The 26,253-nt window shown below is 70.3% G+C and carries 25 protein-coding genes; 14 read left to right on the forward strand and 11 right to left on the reverse strand.

The genetic code is table 11. From position 1 onward, the window contains the following. Positions 1-4 precede the first annotated feature (4 nt). Positions 5-721: a GntR family transcriptional regulator gene (locus tag AB0H62_RS33315; protein ID WP_220243689.1), complete on the reverse strand. Its 717-nt coding sequence runs from the start codon at positions 719-721 to the stop codon at positions 5-7. Positions 722-747: 26 nt separating this feature from the next. Then, positions 748-2,067: an MFS transporter gene (locus AB0H62_RS33320; RefSeq protein ID WP_220243688.1), complete on the reverse strand. Its 1,320-nt coding sequence runs from the start codon at positions 2,065-2,067 to the stop codon at positions 748-750. Positions 2,068-2,341: 274 nt separating this feature from the next. Here AB0H62_RS33320 and AB0H62_RS33325 point away from each other — a divergent pair, with 274 nt between their 5' ends. Beyond that, the gene (locus tag AB0H62_RS33325) at positions 2,342-4,204 is read left to right on the forward strand and encodes a CocE/NonD family hydrolase (protein ID WP_220243687.1); all 1,863 of its coding nucleotides are present in this window, start codon (positions 2,342-2,344) and stop codon (positions 4,202-4,204) included. On the opposite strand, the gene AB0H62_RS33330 is transcribed toward AB0H62_RS33325, so the two are convergent. Further along, entirely contained in the window at positions 4,194-4,598 is a 405-nt protein-coding gene (locus AB0H62_RS33330; protein WP_220243686.1) for a DUF1992 domain-containing protein, read from the reverse strand. The genes AB0H62_RS33325 and AB0H62_RS33330 overlap by 11 nt on opposite strands. Positions 4,599-4,726: 128 nt before the next feature. On the opposite strand from AB0H62_RS33330, the gene AB0H62_RS33335 reads away from it, so the two are divergent. Continuing rightward, entirely contained in the window at positions 4,727-5,545 is an 819-nt protein-coding gene (locus AB0H62_RS33335) for a TetR/AcrR family transcriptional regulator (protein WP_220243685.1), read from the forward strand. Here the strand turns inward: AB0H62_RS33335 and AB0H62_RS33340 are convergent. After that, entirely contained in the window at positions 5,511-6,668 is a 1,158-nt protein-coding gene (locus AB0H62_RS33340) for an acyl-CoA dehydrogenase family protein (RefSeq protein ID WP_220243684.1), read from the reverse strand. The two genes, AB0H62_RS33335 and AB0H62_RS33340, sit on opposite strands and share 35 nt — an antisense overlap. Continuing rightward, positions 6,668-7,726 carry an alcohol dehydrogenase catalytic domain-containing protein gene (locus AB0H62_RS33345; protein WP_220243683.1) on the reverse strand — a complete coding sequence of 353 codons (1,059 nt, stop codon included), beginning with the start codon at positions 7,724-7,726 and terminating at the stop codon, positions 6,668-6,670. Before AB0H62_RS33345 ends, AB0H62_RS33340 begins: the two co-directional genes overlap by 1 nt. 115 nt (positions 7,727-7,841) lie before the next feature. On the opposite strand from AB0H62_RS33345, the gene AB0H62_RS33350 reads away from it, so the two are divergent. After that, the gene (locus tag AB0H62_RS33350) at positions 7,842-9,830 is read left to right on the forward strand and encodes a dehydrogenase E1 component subunit alpha/beta (RefSeq protein ID WP_360590516.1); all 1,989 of its coding nucleotides are present in this window, start codon (positions 7,842-7,844) and stop codon (positions 9,828-9,830) included. Between the two features lie 13 nt (positions 9,831-9,843). Beyond that, positions 9,844-10,404: a hypothetical protein gene (locus AB0H62_RS33355; RefSeq protein WP_220243681.1), complete on the forward strand. Its 561-nt coding sequence runs from the start codon at positions 9,844-9,846 to the stop codon at positions 10,402-10,404. Between the two features lie 18 nt (positions 10,405-10,422). On the opposite strand, the gene AB0H62_RS33360 is transcribed toward AB0H62_RS33355, so the two are convergent. Both AB0H62_RS33360 and AB0H62_RS33365 read right to left on the reverse strand, forming a co-directional pair. After that, on the reverse strand, positions 10,423-11,082 hold the full coding sequence (locus tag AB0H62_RS33360) for a TetR/AcrR family transcriptional regulator (RefSeq protein WP_220243680.1): 660 nt from the start codon (positions 11,080-11,082) through the stop codon (positions 10,423-10,425). A gap of 32 nt (positions 11,083-11,114) precedes the next feature. Next, the gene (locus tag AB0H62_RS33365; RefSeq protein ID WP_360590519.1) at positions 11,115-11,891 is read right to left on the reverse strand and encodes an enoyl-CoA hydratase-related protein; all 777 of its coding nucleotides are present in this window, start codon (positions 11,889-11,891) and stop codon (positions 11,115-11,117) included. A 136-nt stretch (positions 11,892-12,027) separates the two neighbouring features. Between AB0H62_RS33365 and AB0H62_RS33370 the strand changes: the two genes are divergently transcribed. The 8 genes from AB0H62_RS33370 to AB0H62_RS33405 are packed head-to-tail and all read left to right on the forward strand — an operon-like array spanning position 12,028 to position 20,503. Next, entirely contained in the window at positions 12,028-12,294 is a 267-nt protein-coding gene (locus tag AB0H62_RS33370) for a hypothetical protein (RefSeq protein WP_360590520.1), read from the forward strand. Between the two features lie 29 nt (positions 12,295-12,323). Beyond that, entirely contained in the window at positions 12,324-14,354 is a 2,031-nt protein-coding gene (locus tag AB0H62_RS33375) for a hydantoinase/oxoprolinase family protein (RefSeq protein ID WP_220243677.1), read from the forward strand. A 3-nt stretch (positions 14,355-14,357) separates the two neighbouring features. Further along, the gene (locus tag AB0H62_RS33380; protein ID WP_360590521.1) at positions 14,358-16,286 is read left to right on the forward strand and encodes a hydantoinase B/oxoprolinase family protein; all 1,929 of its coding nucleotides are present in this window, start codon (positions 14,358-14,360) and stop codon (positions 16,284-16,286) included. Between the two features lie 11 nt (positions 16,287-16,297). Continuing rightward, entirely contained in the window at positions 16,298-16,693 is a 396-nt protein-coding gene (locus tag AB0H62_RS33385) for a carboxymuconolactone decarboxylase family protein (protein WP_220243675.1), read from the forward strand. Further along, positions 16,690-17,448 carry an SDR family oxidoreductase gene (locus AB0H62_RS33390; RefSeq protein WP_360590523.1) on the forward strand — a complete coding sequence of 253 codons (759 nt, stop codon included), beginning with the start codon at positions 16,690-16,692 and terminating at the stop codon, positions 17,446-17,448. Before AB0H62_RS33385 ends, AB0H62_RS33390 begins: the two co-directional genes overlap by 4 nt. A 24-nt stretch (positions 17,449-17,472) precedes the next feature. Further along, on the forward strand, positions 17,473-18,261 hold the full coding sequence (locus tag AB0H62_RS33395; protein ID WP_360590525.1) for an SDR family NAD(P)-dependent oxidoreductase: 789 nt from the start codon (positions 17,473-17,475) through the stop codon (positions 18,259-18,261). Next, the gene (locus AB0H62_RS33400) at positions 18,261-19,766 is read left to right on the forward strand and encodes a long-chain fatty acid--CoA ligase (protein WP_360590527.1); all 1,506 of its coding nucleotides are present in this window, start codon (positions 18,261-18,263) and stop codon (positions 19,764-19,766) included. Before AB0H62_RS33395 ends, AB0H62_RS33400 begins: the two co-directional genes overlap by 1 nt. Further along, positions 19,763-20,503 carry an SDR family oxidoreductase gene (locus tag AB0H62_RS33405; protein WP_360590529.1) on the forward strand — a complete coding sequence of 247 codons (741 nt, stop codon included), beginning with the start codon at positions 19,763-19,765 and terminating at the stop codon, positions 20,501-20,503. Before AB0H62_RS33400 ends, AB0H62_RS33405 begins: the two co-directional genes overlap by 4 nt. Here AB0H62_RS33405 and AB0H62_RS33410 read toward each other — a convergent pair. Next, positions 20,475-21,809, reverse strand: coding sequence for a carboxypeptidase regulatory-like domain-containing protein (locus AB0H62_RS33410; RefSeq protein WP_360590531.1), 1,335 nt, complete (start codon positions 21,807-21,809; stop codon positions 20,475-20,477). The two genes, AB0H62_RS33405 and AB0H62_RS33410, sit on opposite strands and share 29 nt — an antisense overlap. Before the next feature lie 50 nt (positions 21,810-21,859). Between AB0H62_RS33410 and AB0H62_RS33415 the strand changes: the two genes are divergently transcribed. Then, positions 21,860-22,447: a TetR/AcrR family transcriptional regulator gene (locus AB0H62_RS33415; protein WP_360590533.1), complete on the forward strand. Its 588-nt coding sequence runs from the start codon at positions 21,860-21,862 to the stop codon at positions 22,445-22,447. On the opposite strand, the gene AB0H62_RS33420 is transcribed toward AB0H62_RS33415, so the two are convergent. Together AB0H62_RS33420 and AB0H62_RS33425 are read right to left on the reverse strand one after the other, a co-directional pair. After that, positions 22,448-23,356, reverse strand: a complete 909-nt coding sequence (locus AB0H62_RS33420; RefSeq protein WP_220243669.1) for an SDR family NAD(P)-dependent oxidoreductase — start codon at positions 23,354-23,356, stop codon at positions 22,448-22,450. An 82-nt stretch (positions 23,357-23,438) separates the two neighbouring features. Further along, positions 23,439-24,290: an SDR family oxidoreductase gene (locus AB0H62_RS33425; RefSeq protein ID WP_266118150.1), complete on the reverse strand. Its 852-nt coding sequence runs from the start codon at positions 24,288-24,290 to the stop codon at positions 23,439-23,441. A gap of 114 nt (positions 24,291-24,404) precedes the next feature. On the opposite strand from AB0H62_RS33425, the gene AB0H62_RS33430 reads away from it, so the two are divergent. Further along, positions 24,405-24,785, forward strand: coding sequence for a helix-turn-helix domain-containing protein (locus AB0H62_RS33430; RefSeq protein ID WP_220243667.1), 381 nt, complete (start codon positions 24,405-24,407; stop codon positions 24,783-24,785). Positions 24,786-24,839: 54 nt separating this feature from the next. Here AB0H62_RS33430 and AB0H62_RS33435 read toward each other — a convergent pair whose 3' ends face one another. Further along, positions 24,840-26,126, reverse strand: coding sequence for a lytic murein transglycosylase (locus AB0H62_RS33435; protein WP_360590535.1), 1,287 nt, complete (start codon positions 26,124-26,126; stop codon positions 24,840-24,842). Positions 26,127-26,253: the final 127 nt, after the last annotated feature.

Here is a 26,253-nt window from a genome sequence, read left to right on the forward strand (position 1 = left end):
GGGCTTACAACTCCTCGTCTTCTCCCCGCCCCGCCAGCCCCTTCGGGCTGTCGGGCACGGTGTTTTCGAACAGGGACAGGGCATTTTCGAGCGAATGCTGCAGGTGCTCGTCCATCAGGCGCGCGGCCACGTCGGCGTCGCCGGCGGCCAGCGCGCGCAGGACCTCGCGGTGCTCCTTGAACGCGTCGCGGGCCCGGCGCGGCTGGCGACCGGAACGCGACCGGGCCAGCTGGATCTGGTTGTTGGCGTCGGCGAAGGCGCGCAGGATGGACTGGTTGCCCGACAGCGCGACCACGCGGTGGTGGAAGTCGAACTCGCCCGGGTACGCGGTGTCCACATCGGACTCCAGGACCTCTTCGGTGGCCCGCAGAAGGTCGTCGAGGTCCCGCAGGTCCTCGTTGTCCGCGCGCCGGGCCGCGAGCCGCACGGCGTGGGTCTCCAACGCGGTGCGCAGCTCGTAGAGATCGCGCAGCTCGTCGGCGTCGAACGTGCGCACGTAGGCACCGCGGTGGGGCACGACGTTGAGCAGGCCCTCACTGGCCAGCCGCTGGATCGCCTCGCGCAGCGGACCCCGGCTGATGCCGAGCGCGCGGGCGAGCTCGACCTCGTTGAGCCGCTGCCCGGGCTGCAACTGCCCGTCGCGCACCATGCCGCGCAGCACGTCGAGGCTGCGGCCGGCGTAGGTGTCGGTGCGTCGTTCCAGAGGGGGCGGTGTCGCCATGTCCTGCCTTCTTCGGTTGTCGTGGTTCAGCTGTCACGCAGCGCGGTGCCGCGGGTCTCCTTCATCCGCACTGCTGCCGCAAGTGTGATCAACGCTGTCACGAGGAGGAAACCGGCCGGGGCCAGGCTGCTGCCGGTGCGGGCGATCAGCCAGGTGCAGATGTAGGGCGCGGTGCCGCCCACGGCCGTGCTGGCCAGGTTGAACCCGAGCGCGATGCCGCTGTAGCGCACGCGGGTGGTGAACAGCTCCGCGAACGTCGAGAACGCCACCGCCATCAGCGCGGATTCGGGCAGCCCCAGCACGATCTGGGCGAACAGAGCCGGCACGTAGTGACCCGCGTTCATCACCATGAACACCGGCACGGTGAGGATCAGCGTCGCGATCGTCGCGCCGAGGAACATCGGGCGTCGCCCGATCCGGTCCGACAGCGCGCCGAAGAACGGCATGGCCGCGCACGAGACGATCAGCGTGACCGTGGTCGACCAGAAGGCCTGCTTCGGGCTGAACCCGCCCACGCGCTGCAGGTGGATCGACGCGTACACGTAGACCACGTAGTAGAGGGCGAACAGCAGGATCGACAGGCCGAGCGTGCGCACCAGTGCCCCGCGGTGCGAAGCGAACAGCTCGCGCACCGGCGCCTTCGCGACCTCACCCTGGGCAGCCAGGTTGTGGAACTGCTTCGAGTCTTCGAGCTTGAGCCGGATCCACACGCCGACCGCGCCCAGCGGCAGGCTGAGCAGGAACGGCAGGCGCCAGCCCCAGTCGGTCATCTGCTGCTTGGTGAGCACGGTCGTCAGCGTCGTGACCACGGCGGACGCGAGCAGTGCGCCGCCGAGTGCGCCGAACTGGACGGTGGAGCAGAGGAAGCCGCGGCGGTGGGCCGGGGCGTATTCGGCGACGTAGGACGCGGCACCGCCGACCTCGCCGCCGGCCGCGACACCCTGCACGCACCGGGCCGTGACCAGCAGGAACGCGGCCGCGCTGCCGATCGCCGCGTACGTGGGGAGCATGCCGACGGCGAACGTCGCGGCGCACATGGCGAGCACTGTGGTGGCCAGCATGCGCTTGCGGCCGAGTCGGTCGCCGAGGTGACCGAAGATCAGGCCGCCCAGCGGACGCAGCGCGAACGCGGCGGCGAAGGTCGCGAGCGTGGCCAGCAGGGACGCGGTGGGGTCGGCGCCGGAGGCGAAGAAGACGACGGCGAGCACGGTCGCGAGGTAGCCGTAGATGCCGAAGTCGAAGTACTCGACGATCGAGCCGACCAACCCGGCGGCCACGACCCGGCGGTCGATGCTCGCCGGGCCTGCGGGGGCGGCGACGCCGACCGCTGACGTGCGGTTTTCCATGATTTCCGCCTTCCAGGCAGAACCGGGGGGACTCGGATGCGAGAACGATAGGTAGCTGCCTGTCTGCTGTCAACAGTTTGCAGCCGACAGGCGGCGGGTTCGACAGGTGCTCGACGGGTGCTCGACCGGATGCCCGCCGGTCGACGGCGGGTGCGGTCGGGTGAAAAGCATCGGATCCGTTGCCCTGGCGGGAAAACTGCCGCCCACGATCGGTCGACGACGGCTCACCCCGGCGGCGGTGCCCCGTCGACGGGCGCCGGCGTTGACTGGCCGCATGCGGCGTTCGACGGCGTTCTTCGGCCTGCTCGTCCTCTTCCTGACCCAGCTCGTCTCCCCGGCACAAGCGGCCACCTGGTTACCGGGCCCGGCCCAGTTCGCCGTGACCGAGACGAACGATGTGCCGGTCACCATGGCGGACGGCACCGTGATCAAGGCCGACGTCCTGCGCCCCGACGCGCCCGGCACGTACCCGGTGCTGCTCGCGCAGACGCCGTATGGTCGCGCTGACCTGCACGAAGACCTGTCTTACTTCGTCCAGCGCGGGTATGTCGCCGTGATCTCCGACGTGCGCGGCACCGGCGGTTCGGGCGGGCAGTGGGTGCCGTTCGCGCCGATCGAACGCCAGGACGGCGCCGCCCTGGTCCGGTGGGCCGCGGCGCTGCCCGGCAGCGACGGCGACGTCGGCCTCAACGGCGGCTCCTACGTCGGCATCAACCAGCTGACAACCGCGGCCGCCGTCGGCCCTGGCTCACCGCTCAAGGCGATCTTCCCCGTGGTCGCGGGCAACGACCTCTACCGCGACCTCGCCGCGATGGGCGGGTTGCCCAACGCCGAGTTCATGCCGCTGTGGGAGCTGCTCACCGGTCTGCGCACGGTCACCCAGCCCGTGCTCGACGCACTGAACAGCGGTTCACCGGCCGCACTGCTGGCGGCGCTGACCACCGATCTGCAGCACCTCGGCGGCCTCGGCGCGGGCACGTTGCCCCTGCTCACGGGCGAGTTCACCGGCGGCGAGCAGGCGTTCGACGAGGACTACTGGCAGTCGCGCAACCCCGCCAACGTGCTGGGCGACGTCGTCGCGAACGGCATCCCCGCGTACCTCGTCGGCGGCTGGAACGACCTCTTCCAGCGCGGTGCCCTGATGAACTACGCGGCGCTGCAGAACGCGTGGGCCGGCCGTCCCGTGAACGCGCCGATGGCCGCCGGCCAGACGGCGACCAGCCGCTACCAGCTCATGATGGGCCCGTGGTACCACGATCCGACCGGCGACATCGACCTGCACCCGATCGAGCTGGCCTGGTACGACCACTGGCTCAAGGGCGTCGACACCGGGATCACCGACACCACGAAACCCTTGCACGCCAACGTGTTCGGCACCGACAACTGGGTCGACACCACGACGTACCCGTTCGCCGGCGCACAAGCCACCACCTACTACCTCGGCGGCGGACGCACCGGCACCGCACCGCGGTCGGCCAACGACGGCACGCTGACGACCAGCCCGCCCTCGGGCAGCGGCACCGACTGGATCACCTGGACGCCGACGTCGAGCACCTGCACGCGGTCCACCGCCCAGTGGCTGGGCGGATTCCTGCCGAACCCCGCGTGCGACACCACGAACCTCGACCGCGAACACGGTCCCGGCTCGCTCGTCTACACGTCCGCGCCGCTGACACAGCCGAGCGTGCTCGCCGGGCCGATCACCGCGTCGATCTCAGCGCAGGCCAACACCCTGGACACGATGTGGGTGGTGACCGTGACCGACGTCGGCCCGGACGGTTCGTCCAAGCCGCTCACCGAAGGCGCGCTGGTCGGTTCGCAGCGGGAAACCGACACGTCGCGCAGCTGGTACAGCCCCGACGGGAAGCTCCTGATGCCCTACCACCCGTACACGCGCCAGTCGGAGAAGTGGGTGGTACCCAACGAAATCACGCGTTACGACGTGGAGGTGTTCCCCACCTTCGCGCAGCTCGCGGCCGGGCACCGGATCCGCGTGGTGCTGACGACGGCCGACACCCCGCACCTCACGCCGACGCTCACCCAGCTGCCCCGCCTGCTCGGCGGCATCTACCAGGTCAAGACGCCCGCGTCGTCGATCACGCTGCCGCTGGCGCCGCTCACGGCGTTCACCGGGTGACGCGCCAGCTCTCCACGATCTCGTCGACGTCCAACGGCATCGCGCGCAACGGCGGGCCTTCCTGCGGCCGGCGGTGCGTTTCGCGGATGCGTTCGTTGAGGTCTTCCACGATCTCGCGCACGCGCTTCTCGGTGCGCACCGAGGCGAGTTTCGCCGGCAGGTCCTGGATCTCGCGCGGGATCGCGAGTGACGGCGGCAGGAACGAGCCCGTGTCCAGGTCGCCTTCGCGGGCGCGGCGCAGGGCCCAGTCCGTGGCGGCGTCGCGCCCCGTTGCGGGTGGCAGCGGCTTGCCGGCGCCGGGCAGGTCGTCGAACTCGCCGCGCGACTGGGCGGCGTTGATCAGGCGGTCGACCCACGAGCCGAAGGACACGCCGGGGGGTTTGCGCTCGGTCACTCCAACACCTCCGATCCCCACCCAGCGTAGCCGCGACCGGAGCCTCGCGGATGGGTCGAAGGTCCCGAACCGGCAGGTAGGATCCCCGGCAACCGATCACCGCCGGGGCAGGGGAGGGGGCTGCGACGATGACCGTCGAGCAGAACAGCGACGAACGCGCCGCGGAGGCTGAGCAGATCGACCGCACGCTCGCGTTGCTGTGGCGCGAACGTTCCACGCCCGCGGCCGAACCCGCGCGCGGGCGCCGGCCGACGCTCACCGTCGGGCAGATCGTGGCCGCGGCCATCACGGTCGCCGACGCCGACGGGCTTGTGGCCACGTCGATGCACCGGGTCGCCAAGGAGCTCGGCGCCGGGACCATGACGCTCTACACGTACGTGCCCGGCAAGACCGAGCTCGTCGACCTGATGGTGGACGACGTCCTCGTCGAGCGCGGCCTGCCCGGCCCCGGGCAGCCCCGGACGGGCGACTGGCGCGCGCAGATCCGGCTCTACTCCGAGCGCACGCGCGAAGCCCACCGCCGCCACCCGTGGCTGCGCGAGATGTCGCGAGTGCGCCCTGCGCTCGGCCCGGGTCAGCTCGCCGGCCAGGAGTACGTGCTGTCCACCGTGGACGGTCTGGGGCTCGCGCCGCGCGAAACCGTGGCCGCCGCGAACAGCATCACGGCCTACGTGGACGCCAACGCGGCGCTCGAAGCCGAGAGCATCCACCTCGAACGCAGTACCGGCCAGTCGAACGACGCGTGGTGGGACCAGCGTTCTTCCTTCTGGGGCAAGTACTTCGACCTGACCGCGCACCCGGCGATGAACCGCGCGTGGCTCGGCGGCGGCTTCGACCAGGGCGCGGGCGAGCAGGCGGCCGAGGCTTGGGAGTTCGGCCTCGACCGGCTGCTCGACGGCATCGAGCTGCAGGTCAAGCGGTGCCGCGCGCCAGAGCCCGGGCGATGACGTTGCGCTGCACCTCACTCGTGCCTTCGCCGATTTCGAGGATCTTCGCGTCGGCGTAGAAGCGCGAGATGGTGGACTCGCGGATGAAGCCGTAGCCGCCGTGGATCTGCACGCTCTGGCTGGCGGCGCGGTTCGCGACCTCCGACGCGTACAGCTTCGCCATCGCGGCCGCCGTGCTGAACGGCCGGCCCTGGTCGCCGAGCCACGCCGCGTTGTACACGAGCCAGCGCGCCGCCGCGATCTCCGTGGCCATGTCCGCGAGCTTGTGCCCCACGGCCTGGAACCGCGTGAGCGGCTGGCCGAACTGCTCGCGTTCGCCCGCGTGGCGCACCGCGAGGTCGAGGGCCTTCTGCGCCAGCGACAACGACAGCGCGGCCACGCTGATGCGCCCGCCGTCGAGGACTTCCAGGAACTGGCGCAGGCCGTTGCCCTCCTCGCCGATCAGGTGGTCGTCGGGCACCCAGCAGCCGGAGAACACGAGCTCACGCGTGTCGAGCGCGTGCCAGCCGAGCTTCTTCAGCGGCTGTCCCTTGGTGTAGCCGGGGGTGCCTTCGGGAATGAAGAAGGTGCCGTAGCGCTTCGCACCGCCGTCGTTCTCGCCGGTGAGGGCCAGCACGGTGACGCCGAGGCTCATCTCGGTGCCGGCGTTGCTGATGAACATCTTCGTGCCGTCGAGCAGCCAGCCGCCGTCGGCTTGTCGCGCGCGCGTGCGGATACCGGCCGCGTCCGAGCCGGCCGTGGGTTCGGTGAGGCCGAAGGCACCGATCGCTTCTCCCGAGGCGAGCGGCCGCAGCCAGCGTTCCTTCTGCTCGTGGGTGCCGAACGTGGCGAGCGGCAGCGTCGCGATCGTCGAGTGCGCGTTCCACGCCGACGCGATCGACTGGTCGGCCGCGCCCAGCTCCTCCATCGCGGCCACATAGGACACGAAGCCGGCGTCGGCACCGCCGTACTTTTCGTCCACGAGCATGCCCATCAGCCCGAGCTTGCCCAGGTCGTGGAACACCTCCGTGGGGAAGTGGCTGCGCTCGGACCAATCTGCGGCGTACGGCGCGATCTCCTTCGCGGCGAAATCCCGGCAGAGCTGCTTCAGTGCGACGGTTTCCTCGGGCAGGTCGAAGTCCATCAGTGCTCCTCCGGCTTCAGCAGGATCTTGAGGTGGCTGCCGCGGTCGGCTTCGAGCTCGGCGAACGCGTCGCGCCCGGCCGAGAGCGGCCGCACCCCGGTGAGCATCGGCGTCGCGTCGAGCCGGCCGGTGGCCATGAGGTCGAGCACGCGCGGGATGTCGAAGTTGTAGCCCAGCGAGCCCAGCACCGTGCGCTCGAACGGCACGATCTGCGTGATCGGCAAGGACGCGCTCGCACCGCTGATCCCGCACAGCACCGCGCGCCCGCCCCGGCGCACGGTGTTCACGGCCAGCTCCACCAGCTCCGGACGGCCGGTCGCCTCCACCACCACGTCGGGCCCGACGCGGCCGGTGCGCAGGAAGACCTCACGCCGCACGTCGGTCTTCGCCGGGTCGTAGACCTCGGTCGCGCCGATCTCGGCGGCCTTGCGCGCGCGGTCGGGCACGGGCTCGCTCACATACAGGCCCGCGGCGCCCGCGAGCTTCGCGGCCAGCAGCGCGGCGATCCCGATCGGACCCGCGCCGAGCAACAGGACGTGGTCACCCGGCTGGACGCCGGCGCGGCGGATGGCGTGCAGGCCCACGGCGAGCGGCTCGGCCAGGGCGGCCAGCTCGTCGGAGACACCGTCGGGGATCGGCACGAGGCCCTCGACGGGCACGGTCACCTTCGACGCGAACCCGCCGTCGGCGGCGAGGCCGATCGAGCCGCCCTTGGCGCAGATGTGGTACTCGCCGTGGGTGCACCAGCGGCACACGCCGCAGCGCAGGCACGGGTCGACGGCCACGCGTGTGCCGACGTTCACACCGGGCACGTCGGAACCGAGCGCCAGGACCGTGCCGCTCATCTCGTGGCCGAGGGTGAACGGCGGTTCGAGGCCGGTCAACGGGTGTGGCCCCGTGCGGATGAGATTGGGGCCGTGCGCGAACTCGTGCAGGTCGGTGCCGCAGATGCCGCAGTACGACACGGCGATCACCGCTTGACCCGGCGCCGGTGCCGGCGGTTCCGGCACGTCGTCGAGGCGCAGCTCGCCCTTGGCGTGCCAGCGCAGCGCGTGCACGCGACCACCTCCGAACTGGAGTTGTTTTTTCGAACAGTCGGTACAAGAATCGTGGTTCCCGGCGCGATGTCAAGGGCCGGGGAGAAAACCGGTGAACGGCAAGGGCAGGAGCGTGATGACTTCCACCCGGGTGAGCGACCTGGCAACGGCATTCGACGGTGACCCGAGCGCATTGGCCGAGATGTACCGGCGGATGCGGCTGATCCGGCAGTTCGAGGACCGGGCGTCGAGGCTGTACCGGAACAACGAGATCCCCGGCTTCCTGCACCTGTCCATCGGGCAGGAAGCCTCGGCCGTCGGCGCGTGCCGGCCGCTGGACGACCGCGACGTGATCACGTCCACACACCGCGGGCACGGCCACTGCATCGCGAAAGGCCTCGACGTCGAGGGCATGTTCGCGGAGCTGATGGGCAAGGAGACCGGCACGTGCCGGGGCCGCGGCGGGTCGATGCACATCGCCGACCCGCGCAAGGGGATCTTCGGGGCCAACGGGATCGTCGCCGCGGGGCTGCCGATCGCCGTCGGCGCGGGTACGGCCGCGCAGCTGCGTGCCCAGGGCGGTGTGGTGCTGGCGTTCTTCGGCGACGGCGCCGTGGCCCAGGGCATGTTCCACGAAGCGGCGAACCTCGCTTCGGTGTGGCGGCTTCCGGTCATCTTCTTCTGCGAGAACAACAAGTACGCCGAATTCTCGCCGATCGCCACGCAGACGCGCGCTTCGCTCGAAGATCGCGCGCCGGGGTACGCGATGGACTACCACCACGTGGACGGCAACGACGTCGCCGCCGTTGCCTCGCTCGTCGACGGTTTGGTGCGCGAGCTGCGTGAGGGCGGCGGGCCCGTGCTGGTCGAGGCCGACACGTACCGCTGGCACGGCCACTACGAGGGCGACCCGGAGAAGTACCGGGAGCCGGAGGAGCTGGCGGAGTGGAAGGAACGCGACCCGCTGGTGCGGCTGGCGGCGCGGCTGCGTGAGCTGGGCACGGACGTCGCCCCGATCGATTCCGAGGTGGACGCCCGGATCGAGGCGGCGGTCGAGGCCGCGCGCGCCGCGGCCGAACCGTCGCCGGACACGCTGCACCACTACGTCGGCGTGCCGCGGGAGCCCGTGCCGGAGCCGGCCGAGGCGACGGGCGAGATCTTCCGGACCATGGACGCGATCCGCGGGGCGCTGGAGTACGAGCTGTCTCACGACGAGTCGGTGTTCCTGGCGGGCATCGACGTCGGCGCCGGCGGCAACGTCTTCGGCCTGACCAGGGGACTCGCCGAGAAGTACCCCGGCCGCGTGCGTGACACGCCGATCTCGGAAAGCGCCATCATCGGCGCCGGCGTGGGCGCCGCGATGGCCGGGCTGCGGCCCGTGGTGGAGCTGATGTACTTCGACTTCGTCGGCGTGTGCCTCGACCAGCTCATGAACCAGGCCGCGAAGCTCCGCTTCATGACCGGCGGCGCCGTCAGCCTGCCCATGGTCGTGCGCACGCAGTTCGGCGCGGGGAAGTCGTCGGGGAGCCAGCATTCGCAGAGCCTGGAGGCGCTGCTCGCGCACATTCCCGGCCTGACCGTGGTGATGCCGTCGACGCCTGCGGACACGTACGGCCTCCTGCGGGCCGCCATTCGCGATCCGAATCCGGTGGTGTTCGTGGAGAACCGCCTGATGTACGGGCGAAAGGGACCGCAGCCACCGCCCACGCACCTGGTTCCGCTGGGCCGCGCCGCCATCCGCCGACCGGGAACAGACGTGACGCTGGTGTCCTACTCGAAGCTGGTGCACGACTGTGTCGACGTGGCTGAGGAGCTGGCGGCCGAGGGGATCAGCGTCGAGGTGATCGACCTGCGGACCATCGCACCGCTGGACACCGCCACGGTCCTGCAGTCGCTGGCCAAGACGGGCCGGCTTGTGGTGGCACACCAGGCGGTCGGCGACTTCGGCGTGGGCGCCGAGCTGGCAGCCGTGGCCGCCCGCGAGGGCTTCTGGACGCTGGACGCGCCCGTGATCCGGGTGGGTGCGGCGGGGACGCCGGCGCCTTATGCGCCTTCGCTGGAACGGGTGTGGCTGCCGTCGAAGGAACGGATCGTTGCCGCTGTCCGGGAATCCGCCCGCGCGTGACTACGCTGCCCGCATGGAGTCCGGCCAGGTCTCGGTGTGGGTCCCGATCGTCGTCGCGGTGCTCGGCATCCTGGGGGTGGTGAGCGGTCAGCTGATCAACGTCTGGCGAGAGGAGCGCCGGTGGGCGCGCGAAGCCGTGCGCGAAGACCAGCGCTGGGCGCGGGAACGCCGGCGCGACCTCGACGCCCACTGGCGCGAGAAGCGCTTCGACGTGCACATCGCGGTGCTCACCGCCTTCCGCGACTGGGAACGCGCGCTGGAGAAGCCGGTCGCGGCGCGCGAGGCCGGCCACGAGCCGGCCGGCGTCGACGAACTGCGCGCACTCGACGAGCAGGTACAGCAGGTGCTGTCCGGACTGATGATCTTCGGTCCGCAGGCTCTCGCCGCCGCGGCCGACGAGGTCTACCTCGAGTTCCGCCAGAGCCACGACTACGCGCTGGGCCTGCGGGACCTGGGTGCGGCCGTGAAGAAGCAGCGCTACCTGGGTGTGCTGCTGCTCGGGCTGCGCCAGCAAGTCCGCGAGGCCTTGCAGATCACGGCGGGGCCGGATGAGGAGGCACCCGCCCGCGCGTGACCGAGCGAACCGAGCAGGTCAGACCGGCACCCGCGCTCTGAACGCGGCCACCCGTTCCTCCAGATCAGCCACGTCGTAACCCGGACTGCAGAACCCTGAGATCAACGTCGCGCAGTACTCCCGCGACAGGAACGCCGCGTCCCACGGTCCGTCCGGGCGTGCCCACTGGTAGGTGTGGTTGTGCAAGTTCAGGAACTGCAGCATCGCCAGCCGCGGGTCCAGCCGGCGGAACGCGCCGGTGTCCATCGCGGCCGTCAACAGCTCCAGCACGATGCGCTCGAACTCGCGGCGCTGGCGCAGCAGGCGGGCGCGGTTGGCGCCGCGCAGGTGGCGGTAGTCGTGTTCGTACACCCAGATGTGGTCGAGGCGCTCGAGGATGATGTCGAGCAGCGTCTCGGACAGCAGGCGCAGCCGCAGGACCGGGTCCTCGTCGAGGGTGGCGATGCGGCGGGCTGCGGTGAGCAGCGGGCGCAGCACGCGGTCCTGGATCTCGACCAGGAGGTTCTCCTTGGACCCGATGTAGTAGTACAGCGCGCCCTTCGCGAGGCCCGCGACCTGACCGATCTCGGCGATCCCGGTGGCGGCATAGCCCTGCTTGGCGAACAGCGCGGCGGCCTGGTCGATGATCTCCTGGCGCTTGACCTCGTAGCCGGGGCCGTGTCCCGGTGGTCTCGGCATTTTTCCCCTCCGCTGCTGGCAGACACACCACTCTAGGCGTCACGGTCGAACGTGGCCTTGCCCGGTCCGTCGCGCAGGAACGACGCCATGCCGGTGTCGCGGTCGCGCGTGGCGAACAGGCCGGCGATGAGCGAGCGTTCCAGGGCCAGGCCCGCGGCGATCGACGAATCCAGCCCGTGGTCCACGGCCTCCTTCACCGCCTGGATCGCGAACCGGGGTCCCGCCGCGAGAACCTGTGCGTACTCCAGAGCCGCGGCAAGGGGATCCGGAGCGATCCGATCCACGAGCCCCAGGGAGAGCGCTTCCGGGGCACGCACCCGCCGTCCGGTCATCAGCAGCTCCTTCGCCCGCGCCGGACCGATCAAGCGCGCCAGCCGTTGCGTGCCGCCGGAACCCGGGATGATGCCGAGCAGCACCTCCGGCTGGCCGAACACCGCGTCGGGAGCCGCGACGCGGTAGTCGGCCGCGAGCGCGAGTTCCATGCCGCCGCCGAGGGCGTATCCGTTGACCGCCGCGACAACCGGCATCGGGAGTTCGGCGAACCGGGTGAACGCCTTCTGCAGCGCGCGGTTCCAGCCGAGTACCTCCTCGAACGAGAACCCGGCCAGCTGCTTGATGTCCGCGCCCGCAGCGAACACCCGCGAGCCGCCGTGGAGCACCACCGCGTGGACGTCGTCGGAGTCCGCCAAGCGCGCCGCGGTGTCGGCCAGCGCGTGGCGCATCTCGGTGTCGAAGGCGTTGAGGGGCGGGTGGTCCAGGCGGACCGTCACGACCCGGCCGGTGGTTTCGACGTGTAGCCGTTCCGTCATCACTGAAGCTCCTCACCTCACCCGGTCCGGGCTTGTCAGGCCGCGATCAGGGTCCTACAGTGCTTCCCATCACGGTTTCTTAGACCGATTGGTACACGAAACTCGGCAGCGGCACAACACACCGGAGTGATGGCCCATGGACGCAGTCGAATCATCCGTCCCCGAAGGACTTTCGGTAGCCCGGGAAGAGGTCACCGACGCCGATCTGCAGGCGCTCGGCGTGAACCTCGAGCGGGATTTCCCCGGTTCCACCGCAGCGGATTTCCGCCGCTACCCGGTGCTCTCGGAAGGCGGTTGGTTCACCGTCGTCAAGCACCAGAAAACGCTCGAATCGGTGAGCCGTGAAACCGGCCCGCTGCTCGGTCCCATCATCCTCACCTCCGACGGCCTCGACGTTTACTGACCACGAATCACCGAAAGGCGGGTAGTTCCATGATCGGAGTAGACGTCGGCGGCACGTTCACGGACGTGGTGGCGATCGCCGATGGCGAGATCAAGACCGTCAAGGTCGCCACGGACGTGCGCACCACCGAACGCGGTGTGCTGCGCGGTGCCGAAGAAGTCGGCGTGAGCGCGTCCGCGGTCTTCAACCACGCCAGCACCCACGGCCTCAACGCGATCATCACGCGGCGGCTGCCGAAGATCGCTTTCCTGACCACGCTGGGACACCGGGACATCCTCGACATCGGCCGCACCTGGCGCCCGGTCGAAGGCCTGACGAACCCGGCGTGGCGCCGCTCCTACGGCGACGCGAACCGGCCGCTCGTGCCCCGGTACCTCCGGCGCGGCATCCGCGAGCGGCTGACCGCCGACGGCGGCATCCTGATCCAGCTCGACGAGGACCACGCGCGCGAAGAGCTCGCGGTGCTGCGCAAGTGCGGCGTCGAAGGTGTGGCCATCTGCCTCATCAACGCATACGTGAACAACCATCACGAAGAGCGCCTGCGCCAGCTCGTGCACGAGGAGCTCGGCGACATCCCGGTGTCGATCTCCAGTGAGGTCTCCCCGCTCGCCAAGGAGTTCGCGCGCGCGTCGACCACGGTCATCGACGTCTTCATGCGCCTGACTTACGACGCCTACACCAAGCGCCTCGACGCCGGCCTGCGCGACCTCGGCTTCACCGGAGACCTCAACTTCGCCGACTGCGCCGCGCAGCTGGTGCGCTCCGATGTCGCGATGGAGCACCCGTTCCGCATCGTGTTCGCCGGTCCCGCGGCGGGAACCGTGTCCAGCGCCCACTTCGGCGGCCTGATCGGCGCCGGCAACCTGCTGTGCGCGGACGTCGGCGGCACCTCGTGCGACATCAGCATGGTCAGCGACGGCAAGCCGTTCGTGAACACGACGTTCGAACTCGAACACGACCTGATCGTGAACGCACTGTCCAACGAGGTCTCCAGCATCGGCGCCGGCGGCGGCAGCCTCGTCACGATCAACCCGGCGGGCGAGCTGAAGGTCGGCCCGGGCAGCGCGGGCGCCGACCCCGGCCCGGCCTGCTACGGCCTGGGCGGCCGGCAGCCGACAACCACCGACACCTGCCTGCTGATGGGCATCATCGACCCCGACGGGTTCGCCGGTGGCCGCATGAAGCTCGACCCGGACCTCTCCCGGCAAGCCTTCGAGGCGCTCGACTCGAAGCTGTCGTTCGAGCAGCGCGTGAGCTACGCGTTCAACATCGGCGTGAACAACATCGCCGAGGGCGTCGTGAACATCGCCATCCAGCACGGTGTCGACCCGCGCGACTACAGCCTCGTCGCCTACGGCGCGGCCGGCCCGATGCTGCTGCCCGCGGTGCTCGACCTGGTGCACGCGGCCGAGGTCATCGTGCCGCCGCACCCGGGCCTGTTCTCCGCGCTGGGCCTTGTCAGCTCCGACCTCGTCTACGCCGACAGCCGCAGCGCCTACACGCTGCTCACGTCCGAGGCGGCCGAACAGGTCGACAAGGTCTACCACTCCATGGAGGAGCGGCTGCGCGAACGTCTGCAGGAGAAGGACCGCGACAACATCGAGTTCGTCCGCAGCTTCGACGGACGGCTGGCCGGCCAGACGTGGGAAACGCCGTTCATCGGCGTGCCCGCCGGCACGATCGACGCGGAGGCCGTCGCCACGATGGTCGCGAACTTCCACGAGGCCTACGCCGAGCGCTCGGGCAACAAGTTCGAGGCCCTGCCCGTGCAGGGCGTCACCTACCGCGTCCAGGCCGTCGCGAAGGCCGACAAGGTCGAGTACCCGAAGATCCCGGAGCGCGCGTCGGGCGACACCCTGCAGCCGACGCGCACGCTGAAGATCCGCTACCTCACCGACGACGTCCTCGACGCCGGCGAGTACCAGCGCGCCGACCTCCGCGTCGGCGACAAGGTCCCCGGCCCCGCGGTCGTCCGCGAACCGCTGTCCACCACGTTCCTCGTCCCGGGTCAGGTCGCGACCGTCGGGACCTACGGCGAGCTGCGCATCCGGAAGGCGTGAACCATGACCTCTCTGAAGGACCTCGACGACGCCCAGTTCGCCGAGCTGTACGGCTCCGACCGCTTCACCGCGTCGGTCCTGTCGAGCCGCATGCGCTACATCGTGCAGCACATGTGCACCGGCCTGCTCAACAACGCGTTCTCGCTCATCCTGCGTGACTGGTACGACTTCGCGGCGACGATCTCCGGCCCGCCGGAACAGAACTACCCGATGTCCTCGGTGAGCAACAGCCTCGCGATGTTCCTCGGCACCATGTCCGAGGCCGTGCGCAACACCATCGAGGAGTACGGCCCGGAGAACCTCGAACCGGGTGACGTGGTGATCTGCAACGACCCGTACCGCGCGGGCAACCACGTGAACGACATCTGCTTCATCCGCCCGGTGTTCCACGAGGGCAAGCTGATCTCGCTCGTCACGCTGCGCGCGCACCAGCTCGACATGGGCGGCGTGATCCCGGCGGGCTTCTCCGGCACCAAGCGCAACGTGTACGAGAACGGCCTCGTGATCGCGCCGATGCAGCTGTACAAGAAAGACAAGCCGGTGAAGTCGGCGTTCAACCTGATCTTCGACAACGCCCGTTACTGCGCGCTGCTGCTGCCCGACATCAAGACGATCTACCAGAACCTGCTGCTGGGTGAGAAGCTGATCAACGAGAGCGTGGAGCGCTACGGCGTCGACGCGTACCTCGGCGCGATCCGCTACTCCACCGACGTGTCGGCCGAGTCCATGAGCACCGCGCTGGCCGAGCTGCCCGACGGCGTGTACGAGGCCGAGGAAGGCATCGACTGCGACGGCGTCGACGACACCGTCGAGTACAAGATCCGGCTGAAGATCACCAAGGCCGCCGACCGGATGGAGCTCGATTTCTCGGGCACCTCGCCGCAGGCGCGCACGTCGATCAACGCCGGCATCCTCGACACGAAGACCGCCGTCGGTGTCGCGTTGAAGTTCCTCGTCGACCCGGCCACGCCGTTCACCTCCGGCGCGTACCGGCCGATCGACATCGTCCTGCCGGCCGGCACGTTCATCAGCGCCACGCCACCGGACGGCGCGGTGTTCCTGTACTGGGAAAGCACCGGGCCGGTACTGCTCGCGGTGTTCCGCGCGCTGGAGAAGGCGCTGGGCCGCAAGGCCGTCGGCGGCGACTACGGCTCGCTGAACATCCACAACGCCAACGGAGTCCTGCCCGATGGCACCCCGTGGGTCACCACCGCGCAGTGCGGCGGCGAGCACGGGCCTTGGGGCGCGACGCAGGACGGCGACGCCGACAGCTACTCCGTGGTCTACCAGGCCAACAACCTGGACCCGGCCACGGAAGCCATCGAGTCCGAGCTGCCGGCCGTGGTGCTGCGCAAGGAGTACGCGCCGGACAGCGGCGGCGCGGGCGACAACCGCGGTGGCGCGGCCGTGCTCAAGGACACGCTGTACCTGACGGACGCGGAACACTGGTCGAGCCCGCTGCACACCAAAACCGCGAGTGGCGTCGGCGTCTACGGCGGTGAGGCCGGCGCGCTCGGCGCGACCTGGGTGTTCCACCCGGACTACAAGAACGTCACGAAGGACAAGGACCTCATCGGCACCGAACCCGAGGTCTACTCGGGCGCGACGCCCGTCGCCGGGATGCTCGACCCGAAGACCAAGACCGTGGACCCGAACGGCGAGTACTTCTACTTCGCCAGCACCCCGGTGTGGCACACCAAGCCCAACGCGGTGTTCCGCTACCTCACCAACGGCGGCGGCGGCTGGGGTTCACCGCTGCAGCGCGATCCCGAGCGCGTGTGCCGCGACGTGCGCGACGAGTACGTGACCATCGAGGGCGCGTACCGCGACTACGGCGTGGTGATCTCCGGCGACCCGCACGGCGACCCGGAGAACCTGAAGATCGACCAGGAAGCCACCGCCGAGCGCCGCGCCGAGCTGGCCGCGAAGTAGGGGAGGAACCGTTGTCCGAGAACGGGACGGACGTCGACCGGCAGAACAAGCTGCGGGAGACGTTCCTCGCCGAGCGCGGGTACTGGAACACGTTCTGGGAAGGGCTGCTGAGCCTCGACCCGGACTTCTTCGAGGCGTACCTGAACTTCTCGGCGGTGCCGTGGCGCAAGGGGGTGCTGGAGCCGAAGGTCAAGGAGCTGATCTACACCGCGATCGACGCCTCCACCACGCACCTCTACGAGCCCGGGCTGCGCCAGCACATCCGCAATGCCCTCGGCTACGGGGCCACCAAGGAGGAGATCATGGAGGTGCTGGAGCTCACGAGCGTGCTCGGGATCCACACCTGTACCCTCGGGGTCCCCGTGCTGATGGAGGAACTGGCGGCGCACGAGCAGAAGTCGGCGTGAGCCACGGAGTTCTCGACCCGCGTGGCCCGGCATCCCTGGCCGGGGCGCGTGCGGTCGTGACCGGTGCGGCGCGCGGGATCGGCAGTCGGATCGCCGTCGAGCTCGCGCTCGCCGGGGCCCACGTCACGGTGCTCGACGCCCGGGATCCCGCCGCGACCGTCGCCGAGATCACCGAGGCCGGCGGTTCCGCCGGGGGTCTGGTCCTCGACGTCACCGACCGCACCGCCGCCGCCTCGGCCATGGCCGAGGCGGCGGGGCCGGGCAACCGGCTCGACGCCTTGGTGACGTGCGCGGCCGTCTACGGCGAGACGATGCGGCTCGACGAGCTGCCGGAGTCCGAAGTGGACGCGGTGCTCGGCGTGAACGTCAAGGGCACGCTGTGGTGCATCGGCGGCGCGCTGCCGTTCCTGCGCGGTCACGACGCGCGGGTCGTCTGCATCGGCTCGGTGGCGGGCAAGGTCGGCGGCGTGCTCGCCGGCCCGCACTACGTGGCCAGCAAGGGCGCGGTCCACGCGGTGGTGAAGTGGCTCGCGAAAACCGAGGCCCGCAACGGGATCGTCGCCAACGCCGTGGCTCCTGGCGTGGTGGACACGGACATGATCGTGGGCAAGGGGTATTCCGACGACTACAACCCGCTCGGCCGCCTGGCGCGGCCCGAGGAGATCGCGCGCGTGGCGGCCTTCCTGGCCTCGCCCGCGGCGAGCTACATGACGGGTGCGGTGGTCGACGTCAACGGGGGTTACGCGACGGGCTGAGCGCCCCGCGGAAGGAGGTCCACTGTGGACAAGACAGGCTGCGCGGTCGTCACCGGGGCGGGCTCCGGGATCGGCCGCGCCTGCGCGCTGCGGCTCGCCGAGGACGGCCGGCCGCTCGTGCTGCTCGACTCCGACGGAGCCGCGGCCGAGCGCACGGCGAAGGAACTTTCCGTGGCCGCGGTGGCGTTCGCGGTCGACGTCACCGACGAAGACGCCGTGGCCGACGCGGTGAGCGAGGCCGTCGAACGGTTCGGTCCGCCGAAGGTGCTGGTGAACGCCGCGGGGATCATCATCCGCAAGAAGCTGCTGGAGTCCACTGTGGGCGAGTGGCGGCGGGTGCTCGATGTGAACCTCACCGGGTACTTCATCCTGCTCAAGCAGGTGATTCCGGCGATGGCCGCGGGTGGCGGCGGCTCGATCGTGCAGATCGCGTCGATCGCCGGGCACACCGGGTACGGCTTTTCCTCCTATACGGCGGCGAAGGGCGGGGTGCTGGCGTTGACGAAGCAGCTGGCCGCGGAGCTGGCCGTGGACGGGATCCGCATCAACTCCGTGAGCCCCGGCGTCGTCCACAGCGGACTGAACCGCGACACACTGGGCAACGAGAACATCCGCGCGGCAACGGTGGCGAACACACCGCTGGGCCGCATCGGCGAGCCGGACGACATCGCGCGCGTGGTGGCGTTCCTGGCCGGGCCGGGCGCGGACTACGTCACCGGCACCGATCTGGTCGCCGACGGCGGCATGATCAGCACCATCCACTGGGGATCGGCCGGGGGCGAGCTGCACAGCTTCCACGCACAGGAGCGCTGATGTCGAACTTCGCCACGATCCTCGACCACAACACCGGCCGGTATCCGGACAAGGTGGTGCTCAGCCAGGGTTCGCGGTCCTTGACCAACCGCGAGCTGCTCGCCCGGGTCGACGCGCTGGCGTCCGGGCTCACGGAGCTGGGCATCGGCCGCGGTGACGTCGTCGGGCTGCTGCTGTACAACCACCTCGAGTTCCTGGAGGCGGTCTTCGCGGTGAACCGGATCGGGGCCGCGTTCCTGCCACTCAACTACCGGCTCTCGCCCGAGGAATGGCGTTACATCCTCGACCACTCGGGCGCGGTGGCACTGCTGACGGAGCCGGAGTTCCAGTCCGCCGTGGACACCCTGCCGTTGCCCGGCCTGAAACAGCGGCTGTTGCTGGGTGGAAGTGCTTCGGGCTGGACGTCGTACCAAGACCTGGTGGGCTCGAACCTCGGCCGTTCCGTGACGCCGGCGTCGGTCGGCGCGGATGACCTGCAGCGGCTGATGTACACGTCCGGCACGACGTCGCGGCCGAAGGGCGTGCAGATCACGCACGGGAACCTGGCGTGGAAGAACCTCGGCCACCTCGTCGAGTTCGGCATCACCGCCGAGGACGCGACGTTGGTGTGCGGGCCGCTGTACCACGTCGGCGGGTTCGACCTGCCCGGCGTCGGCACGCTGCACGCGGGCGGCTCACTGATCGTGCTGCGGAAGTTCGACGCGGCCGAGGTCGTGGACACGATCGAGCGCGAGCGGCCGAGCAACATCTGGCTGGCGCCCTCGATGATGAACGCGATCCTGCAACTACCAGACATTCTTGAGCGCGACACATCGTCGATCCGGTTCATCATCGGCGGCGGGGAGAAGATGCCGGTGCCGCTGGTGGAGAAGATCCTCGCCGCGTTCCCGAAGGCGTGGTTCTCCGACGCGTACGGGCTCACCGAGACCGTGTCGGGCGACACCTTCAACGACCCCGAGCACATGCTGGCCAAGGTGGGTTCCGTCGGGCGGCCGGTGGTGCACCTGGAAGTCCGGATCGTCGACGAGACCGGGGCGCCGCTGCCCACCGGCGAGCTGGGCGAGATCGCGTTGCGCGGGCCCAAGGTGAGCATCGGGTACTGGCGCGACGAGGCCGCGACGGCGAAGGCGTTCCGCGACGGCTGGTTCCACACCGGCGACGTCGGGCGGCTCGACGAGGACGGGTACCTCTACGTCGAGGACCGCAAGAAGGACATGATCGTGTCGGGCGGCGAGAACATCGCGACGCCAGAGGTGGAGCGCGTGCTGTACGAGCACCCCGACGTCGTCGAGGCGGCGGTGGTCGGCATGGGCCACCCGCGGTGGGGTGAGGTGCCGCAGGCTTTCGTCGTGCTGCGCCCGGGCGCGGCACAGGACCGCGACGCGCTGGTGGCGTTCTGCCGCGAACGGCTGGCGAAGTTCAAGGTGCCGGCGGATCTCGTGTTCCTCGACGAGCTGCCGCGGACGCCGTCGGGCAAGGTGCTGAAGAGGAACCTTCGCGGATGAGCTTCGATCTGACGGGCAAGGTCGTCTGGGTCACGGGCGCGGGCAAGGGCCTGGGCCGGGCGATCGCGGTGGCGTTGGCCGCGGCCGGGGCGACGCTGGCCGTGACGTCGCGGACGGAGGACGACCTGACGTCGTTGGCGGCGGAGGTCGGTGGTGCTCTGGTGCTCCCGGGTTCGGTGTCGGATCCGTCCTTTGCGGACAGTGCGGTATCGGGGATCGTGGCTTCGCACGGGCGGTTGGACGTGTGCGTGACCGCGGCCGGGATCAGCCCGACGTTCCGGCGCAGCGAGCAGGGCAGCGACGACGACTGGGCGCACGTGCTCGACGTCAACCTGTCGGGCACGTACTACTGCGCCCGCGCGGCCGGGCGGCAGATGCTCACGCAGGGAGCGGGGTCGATCATCACGGTGTCGTCGGTGCACGCGCGCACCGGGTTCGACCGCATTGCCGCGTACGCCGCGAGCAAGGGTGGTGTCGAGGCGCTGTCGCGCGTGCTTGCTGTGGAGTGGGCGCCGAAGGGCGTGCGCGTGAACGTGCTGGCGCCGGGCTATTTCCACACCGAGCTGTCCGAGGGCCTGGTCACGAGCAAGTGGGGCGAGCGGATCCTGGCGAACATCCCGCAGAACCGCGTGGCCTCGCCGCCGGAGCTCGGTGGTGCGGCGGTGTATCTGGCGTCGGACGCGTCTTCGTACACGACCGGCTCGACGCTCACTGTGGACGGTGGCTGGACGGCGTGAGCGCCGGCTCCGGGGCGAGCACGAAGTCTTCGCGCCGGAAGACGCCTTCGCGGAAGAACGTCCGGCGTGCGGTGGGTTGGCGGCCGGGCGCGGTCACCACGAGGTCCACGAACTGCTCGGGCAGTCCGCCGACGGCGAAAGCACCCTCGTCGTCGGCGGTGGTCCGCACGAGCTGCCGGCCTTTTCCGTCGGTGACGGTGAGGATCGCGCCGCCGACGCGGTCACCGGTGGTTGAGCGGACGGTGCCGATCAGCATGGGCACGAGCTCGCCGAACCGGTGGCCGTGGGTCGGGAGCGCGGTGGGCCGCGGCATCTCGAGCACGGGATCTTCCACGGGCGGTGCTTCGTCTTGCGTGTGCTTCCGGCGAAGCCACAGCGCGTGGCCCACGTTGAGGGCGATGCCGAGCGCGAGCCAGGCGCACAACACCAGGACGTTCCCGCCGACGCCGGCGCCGTGGAAGTAGAAGACGCCGCGCAGTGCGTCGTTGAGGTTGCCCATCGGCAGGATCGGGTGCAGGGCGCGGAACAGCGCGGGCTGCATCTGCGGCGGGACGGTGCCGCCGCTGGACGCGGAGCTGAGGATGACGAACAGCATGACCGCGACGCCGGGGAAGAACTGCTTGAAGATCGGCACGAGGCCTTGGGAGACCAGGGAAACCACGAGGCTCGACAGGAACGCGAGCGGGATCGCGACCGGGTTGCCGGGGATCACGTCCATGGCGTGGGCGATGAGGAAACCCGCCACGGAGAGGAACGCGGCCCAGCCGACGAACGTGACCATCCGCGCGCGACGGCTGAGCCCGACCGCGCGCAGCAGCATCATGACGGCGAAGTAGCTCGGCAGGCCCCACGCGAGGAGCAGGTAGAACAGCCCGTTGCCCAGCGGGTCGCCGGCGACGGTCGGGGCGAGGTCGACGACGGTGAGCTTCCCGTTGGCCAGCGGCGTGAAGGTCTGGGTCAGCAGGGACTGGAGGGTGAAGCCGTTGGCTTTGGCGACGTAGAGCACGGGGTGCTTTGCGTCCGGGGTGAAGGCCCCGCTGGTGGTGCGGTCCAGCACGGCTTCACGGGCCGCTTGCGCGTCGGGCACGGCGACGACGTGGAACCCGCCGGGGCTGACCTCGTCGAGCCGGCTTTGGACCCGGGTCGCGGCCACCGGGTCGGCGAAGGCCACCGGCACCTCGTGCGGCTGCGGCCGGTGGAAGGCGGCGAGGTAGACCAGGGCAAAACCGAGAAAAAGGACAACAGGGAACCAAAGGTTCTCGGCGAGGGTGCGGGTGGTCGAGGGTTTGCCCAGTTCGTCCGCCATGGCGGTCACGTTATCTTGCAGTACTGCAAAAGTGCAGTAGTGTAAGAAAGATGACAGGGGCGGGACTTCGCGAGCGCAAGAAGGAAGCAACGCGACAGGCGATCCGCGCGGCGGCCGTCGCGCTGTACCGATCGCGCGGGCCGCACGAGGTGACCGTCGACCAGATCTGCGACAAGGCCGGCGTCTCGGCGCGCACGTTCTTCAACTACTTCGACAGCAAGGAAGCCGCGGTCTTCTCCCTGGCGCTCACCCCCGACGGCATCCGGTCGGGCGTCGCCGCGCGGCCTGCCTCGGAACGTCCACTCGCGACCCTGCGCGCGGTCTTCACGGAGCGCTTCACGGAAGCCTCCGCCGACCCCACCTTCGGCGAGCGGGCCCTGATGCTGCGCGAATACCCCGAGTTGTGGGGCCGGCTCGCGCACGTCAACAAGCTCGTGGAGGAGGCCGCCCTGGAGTCCATCGCGGCGCGGACCGGCCAACCTGTCGACGACCTCTACGTGCGGCTCACGGTGGAGACCGCGTTCGCCGCGAACCGGGCGGCGTTCAAGTGCTGGTACCCGGGGAGCGACCCGGACCTGGTGGCGCTGCTGAATCGGGCGATGGACGCGCTCGACTCGGGGCTTGAGCCGCCGGGTTGATCAGTGGACGTCGAACGTCGTGCCCGTCAGCTTTTCCGACAGGGCCCACAGCTTGGCCGCGCGTTCGGGGTCGCGGTCGACCTTGACGGCCGTCTTCGGTGCGGGGCGGCCGACGCCGCCGCGGGCGGGGCCGTAGAACTGGCCCCCGGTGGCTTCCGGGTCGACGGCGGCGCGGACGGCGGGCCAGGCGCCGCGGTCCTTGCCCTGCGTGAGGGGCGCGAACAGGCGCATCAGCGGCTTCGGGTCGGTGATGCCGTCGCGGCGCGGGCTGGCGCTGTCGAGGCTGAAGCCGGGGTGGGCCACCACGCACGTGACCTTCGAGCCGGCCGCGCGCAGCCGCCGGTCGAGTTCGAAGCCGAAGGACTGCACGGCGTGCTTGGACTGGGCGTAGGCGCGGAACTCGGAGTACTTGCGTTCGGTCTGCAGGTCGTCGAGGTCGAACGGCTGCAGCCGGGTGATCAGGCTGCCCATGGGCACGACGCGGGCGTGGGACGCGGTGAGCACCGGCATCGCGAGCGCGGTGAGGGCGAAGTGGCCGAGGTGGTTGGTGCCGACGGCGAGTTCGAAGCCCTGGCGCGTGGTCCGGCGTCGGCGGCCGGGGGAGGTCGAGCCGGCGTTCTCGACCAGCCCGTCCACGTGCCCGAGACGATTGAGCGAATCGGCGGCTTCCGCGACGGACTCGAGGTCGGCCAGATCCAGGCGGATCGTGCTGATTTCGGCCTGCGCGTGGCGGTTTTTGATCGCGTCGGCCGCGGTCGCCAGCCGGGCCGGGGTGCGTCCGAGGATCACCACGTGTGCGCCGGCGCCGGCGAGCTGTTCGGAGATGAAGTAGCCGATCCCCGCGTTCCCGCCCGTCACGGCATAGGTGCGACCGGACAGATCGGGCAGCGCTTGGGGGTTCCAGGACACGTTCGCTCCTCGGGCTCGGACCGCCTGCAGCTTATAGCGCGATCTCGGCCGGTCCCCGAGGCGGGAGCGCGGGGAATCGGGCTCAGCCGAGCAGCTTCGCGATCGTCTCGCTGATCGGTGCCGGCGGGCGGCCGAGGAGCTTCGCCAGCTCGCCCGGGGTGCCGGCGAGGCGGCCGCGCGAGATGGCGTCGTCGACGTCGACCAGGACCGTCGCCATCAATGCCGGCACACCGGCGCCGGTCAGGATTGCTTCGTACTCCGCGCCGGGGATGGTGGTATGGACCACCGGGCGGCCGCCGAGGCGCGCGAGCTCCGCGGCGAACTCGCCGTACGTGAACGCGGTGTCGCCGCCGAGCTCGTAGGCGACGCCGAGGTGACCGTCGGTACGGAGGACCGTGGCGGCGGCCGCGGCGTAGTCCTCGCGCGGCGCGCTGGCGATGCGCGCGTCGGCGGAGATGCTGTTCACGACGGCACCGCGGGCGAGCGACCCGGCGACGTCGAGGACCACCATCTCGGAGTACCAGTTGTTGCGCAGGAACGTGTACGGCAGCCCGGAGTCAAGGATGCGCTGCTCGGTCTCGAGGTGGTCGTCGGCGAGGGTGAAGTCGGCGTCCTGGCCGCCGAAGACGCTCGTGTACGCGATTTGTGCGACGTCGGCGGCCTTCGCGGCGTCGATGACGGCGGTGTGCTGGCCGACGCGCTTGCCGAGCTCGGTGCCGGACACCAGCAGCACGCGGTCCCCGGCGGCGAACGCCCCGGCCAGCGTCTCCGGCCGGTCGTAGTCGCCGACGTGCACGCGCACACCCAGGTCGGCCGCCTTCTCCGCACTGCGCGCCACGGCCGTGATCTCACCCGCGGGCACGCCGGCCGCGAGGAGGTCGGCGACGACCTGCCGGCCCAGCTGCCCGGTGGCGCCGGTGATGACGATGCTCATGTTCTTCCTTCGGGTCGGTGGATCTTCCGCCACTCACCGTAGGACTGTTACTTTCTCTCGGAAAGTACCCACTTCAGAGTAAGGTACTGGTGTTCGAGTAACCAGGAGGGTGACATGACCGCAGCACTGCCCGAGGCGCCCAACGTCAACCGCGCGACTTGCCCGTCGCGCATCGTGCTGGAACACGTGACGAGCCGCTGGGGCATCCTCGTGCTCGCCGCCCTGCTCGAACGCTCATACCGCTTCAGCGAGCTCCGCCGCGAAATCGGCGGCGTGAGTGAAAAAATGCTGGCGCAGACGCTGCAAACCCTCGAACGCGACGGTTTCCTCGACCGCGACGCCAAACCCGTCATCCCGCCCCGCGTCGACTACTCGCTCACCCCGATGGGCCGCGAGGCCGCCGAACAGGTCCGCGGCCTGGCCCACTGGGTCGAGCGCAGGCTCCCCGCCGTAACCGAAGCCCGCGACGCCTACGACGAGGCCCGCGCTTCCTGACGCAGCCGGACGCGTGAGTGGTGGAGCCCGGCTTCACCACTCACGCCACGGGAATCAGCTGGTCGGCGTGGTGCTCGTCGTCTCCGGGGGCGAGGTGGTGTCCGAGCCCGTGGAGGAAGACGAGTCCGAGCCGGACGACGACGAGTCCGAGCCGGACGACGACGGGGTGGTGGTGGTCGGCGTCGTCGAGTCGGCCGGTGGGGTCGAGCCGGCCGGTGGGGTCGAGCCGGCCGGTGGGGTCGAGCTCTCGGCAGGCGGCGGAGTCGAGCTGTCCGAAGACGGCGGGGTCGACCCGTCGGACGGCGGCGGCGTGGTACTGGAGTCCGACGGGGTGGTGCTGGATTCCGCCGGAGTCGTGGGGGTTGAGCTCGGCGTCGTCGACGCCGGGAGCTGCGTGGGGGAGCCCGGCGGGGTGACGACCGGGGGCGGCGGCGGGGCCGGGTCGCCGAGGGGGCTGCCGGCGGCGGCCGCGATGGCGCCGGGGCCCGGGGGCGCGCCGATGGGGACCTGGCTGTCGGGCAGCTGCGACACGCCGCCGCGGTAGGCCGCCGCGTAGGCCATGACCGTGTCCACATAGGACTGCGAGTTGTTGTAGCGCCGCACGGCCACGCGCTGCATCGCGTCGCTGGAAAGGTCCAAGCCGCCGGAGCACAGGTAGCGCGCCGTGGCGAGGGTTTCGTCGTAGATGTTGTTCGGGTTGGACACGCCGTCGCCATTGCCGTCGGAGGCGTAGCCCGCCCAGGTCGACGGGATGAACTGCGTGGCGCCCACGGCGCGGTCCCACACCGCGTTGCCGTCGTACTTGCCGCCGTCGGTGTCGCCGATGGCGGCGAACGGGCCGGAACCGTCGAGCACCGGCCCGAGGATGGGCTCGAGCGTGTTGCCTTGCGCGTCGACGTAACCGCCGCGCGCGTGGTTGGACTCGATGCGCCCGATGGCCGCGATGAGCTCCCAGTCGAGGTGACAGCCGGGCTGCTCGCGGGACATGATGTCGGCCGCGTTCTGGTACGCCTTCAGCATGCTGCCCGGAATCCCCAGTGGACCGGACGGCGTGGCCGAACCCGTGCTCACCTGAAAGCCCGGCACGGTCAGCGGCAACGGGGTCGGCGGCTGCGGCAGGCTGCCGTCCACGGCGACCGGCGGGAGCTCGATGTTCGGCGGGAGCCACGGCGCGGCGATCGGCGACTGCGAGGTGCCCGCGGCCGTGGGGGCCGGGGCGGCGGCGAGCGGAATAGGCAGACCCGACGCGGCCATCGTCGGCAGCACCACGAGCGCGCCACCCGCGAGGGCGGCCGCCGCCTTGCCGCGGACAGACCTCCGGCGTGGCCGGTGTTTCGCCATCGTCGCTCCCCGTTTCGCCTTTCGGACCCTCTCTTCCGTCAAGCTAGCCGAAGACGGCCGCCTTTTGTGAGCCTGCGCCAAATCTGTCGAGACGGCGAGGTCTCGTCCATCCACGCTAAATCCGTAG

It is taken from the genome of Amycolatopsis sp. NPDC050768 (assembly GCF_040654155.1).
Lineage (GTDB): Bacteria > Actinomycetota > Actinomycetes > Mycobacteriales > Pseudonocardiaceae > Amycolatopsis.

Excerpts from the sequence above, each read along its gene's own strand:
- AB0H62_RS33370 (WP_360590520.1), top strand. The coding sequence starts at position 12,028 with ATGGACGCAGTCGAATCATCCGTCCCCGAAGGACTTTCGGTAGCCCGG.
- AB0H62_RS33325 (WP_220243687.1), top strand. The coding sequence starts at position 2,342 with ATGCGGCGTTCGACGGCGTTCTTCGGCCTGCTCGTCCTCTTCCTGACC.
- AB0H62_RS33400 (WP_360590527.1), top strand. The coding sequence starts at position 18,261 with ATGTCGAACTTCGCCACGATCCTCGACCACAACACCGGCCGGTATCCG.
- AB0H62_RS33430 (WP_220243667.1), top strand. The coding sequence starts at position 24,405 with ATGACCGCAGCACTGCCCGAGGCGCCCAACGTCAACCGCGCGACTTGC.
- AB0H62_RS33360 (WP_220243680.1), bottom strand. The coding sequence starts at position 11,082 with ATGCCGAGACCACCGGGACACGGCCCCGGCTACGAGGTCAAGCGCCAG.
- AB0H62_RS33435 (WP_360590535.1), bottom strand. The coding sequence starts at position 26,126 with ATGGCGAAACACCGGCCACGCCGGAGGTCTGTCCGCGGCAAGGCGGCG.
- AB0H62_RS33380 (WP_360590521.1), top strand. The coding sequence starts at position 14,358 with ATGACCTCTCTGAAGGACCTCGACGACGCCCAGTTCGCCGAGCTGTAC.
- AB0H62_RS33410 (WP_360590531.1), bottom strand. The coding sequence starts at position 21,809 with ATGGCGGACGAACTGGGCAAACCCTCGACCACCCGCACCCTCGCCGAG.
- AB0H62_RS33375 (WP_220243677.1), top strand. The coding sequence starts at position 12,324 with ATGATCGGAGTAGACGTCGGCGGCACGTTCACGGACGTGGTGGCGATC.
- AB0H62_RS33405 (WP_360590529.1), top strand. The coding sequence starts at position 19,763 with ATGAGCTTCGATCTGACGGGCAAGGTCGTCTGGGTCACGGGCGCGGGC.
- AB0H62_RS33355 (WP_220243681.1), top strand. The coding sequence starts at position 9,844 with ATGGAGTCCGGCCAGGTCTCGGTGTGGGTCCCGATCGTCGTCGCGGTG.
- AB0H62_RS33350 (WP_360590516.1), top strand. The coding sequence starts at position 7,842 with ATGACTTCCACCCGGGTGAGCGACCTGGCAACGGCATTCGACGGTGAC.
- AB0H62_RS33425 (WP_266118150.1), bottom strand. The coding sequence starts at position 24,290 with ATGAGCATCGTCATCACCGGCGCCACCGGGCAGCTGGGCCGGCAGGTC.
- AB0H62_RS33315 (WP_220243689.1), bottom strand. The coding sequence starts at position 721 with ATGGCGACACCGCCCCCTCTGGAACGACGCACCGACACCTACGCCGGC.
- AB0H62_RS33340 (WP_220243684.1), bottom strand. The coding sequence starts at position 6,668 with ATGGACTTCGACCTGCCCGAGGAAACCGTCGCACTGAAGCAGCTCTGC.
- AB0H62_RS33415 (WP_360590533.1), top strand. The coding sequence starts at position 21,860 with ATGACAGGGGCGGGACTTCGCGAGCGCAAGAAGGAAGCAACGCGACAG.
- AB0H62_RS33365 (WP_360590519.1), bottom strand. The coding sequence starts at position 11,891 with ATGACGGAACGGCTACACGTCGAAACCACCGGCCGGGTCGTGACGGTC.
- AB0H62_RS33335 (WP_220243685.1), top strand. The coding sequence starts at position 4,727 with ATGACCGTCGAGCAGAACAGCGACGAACGCGCCGCGGAGGCTGAGCAG.
- AB0H62_RS33320 (WP_220243688.1), bottom strand. The coding sequence starts at position 2,067 with ATGGAAAACCGCACGTCAGCGGTCGGCGTCGCCGCCCCCGCAGGCCCG.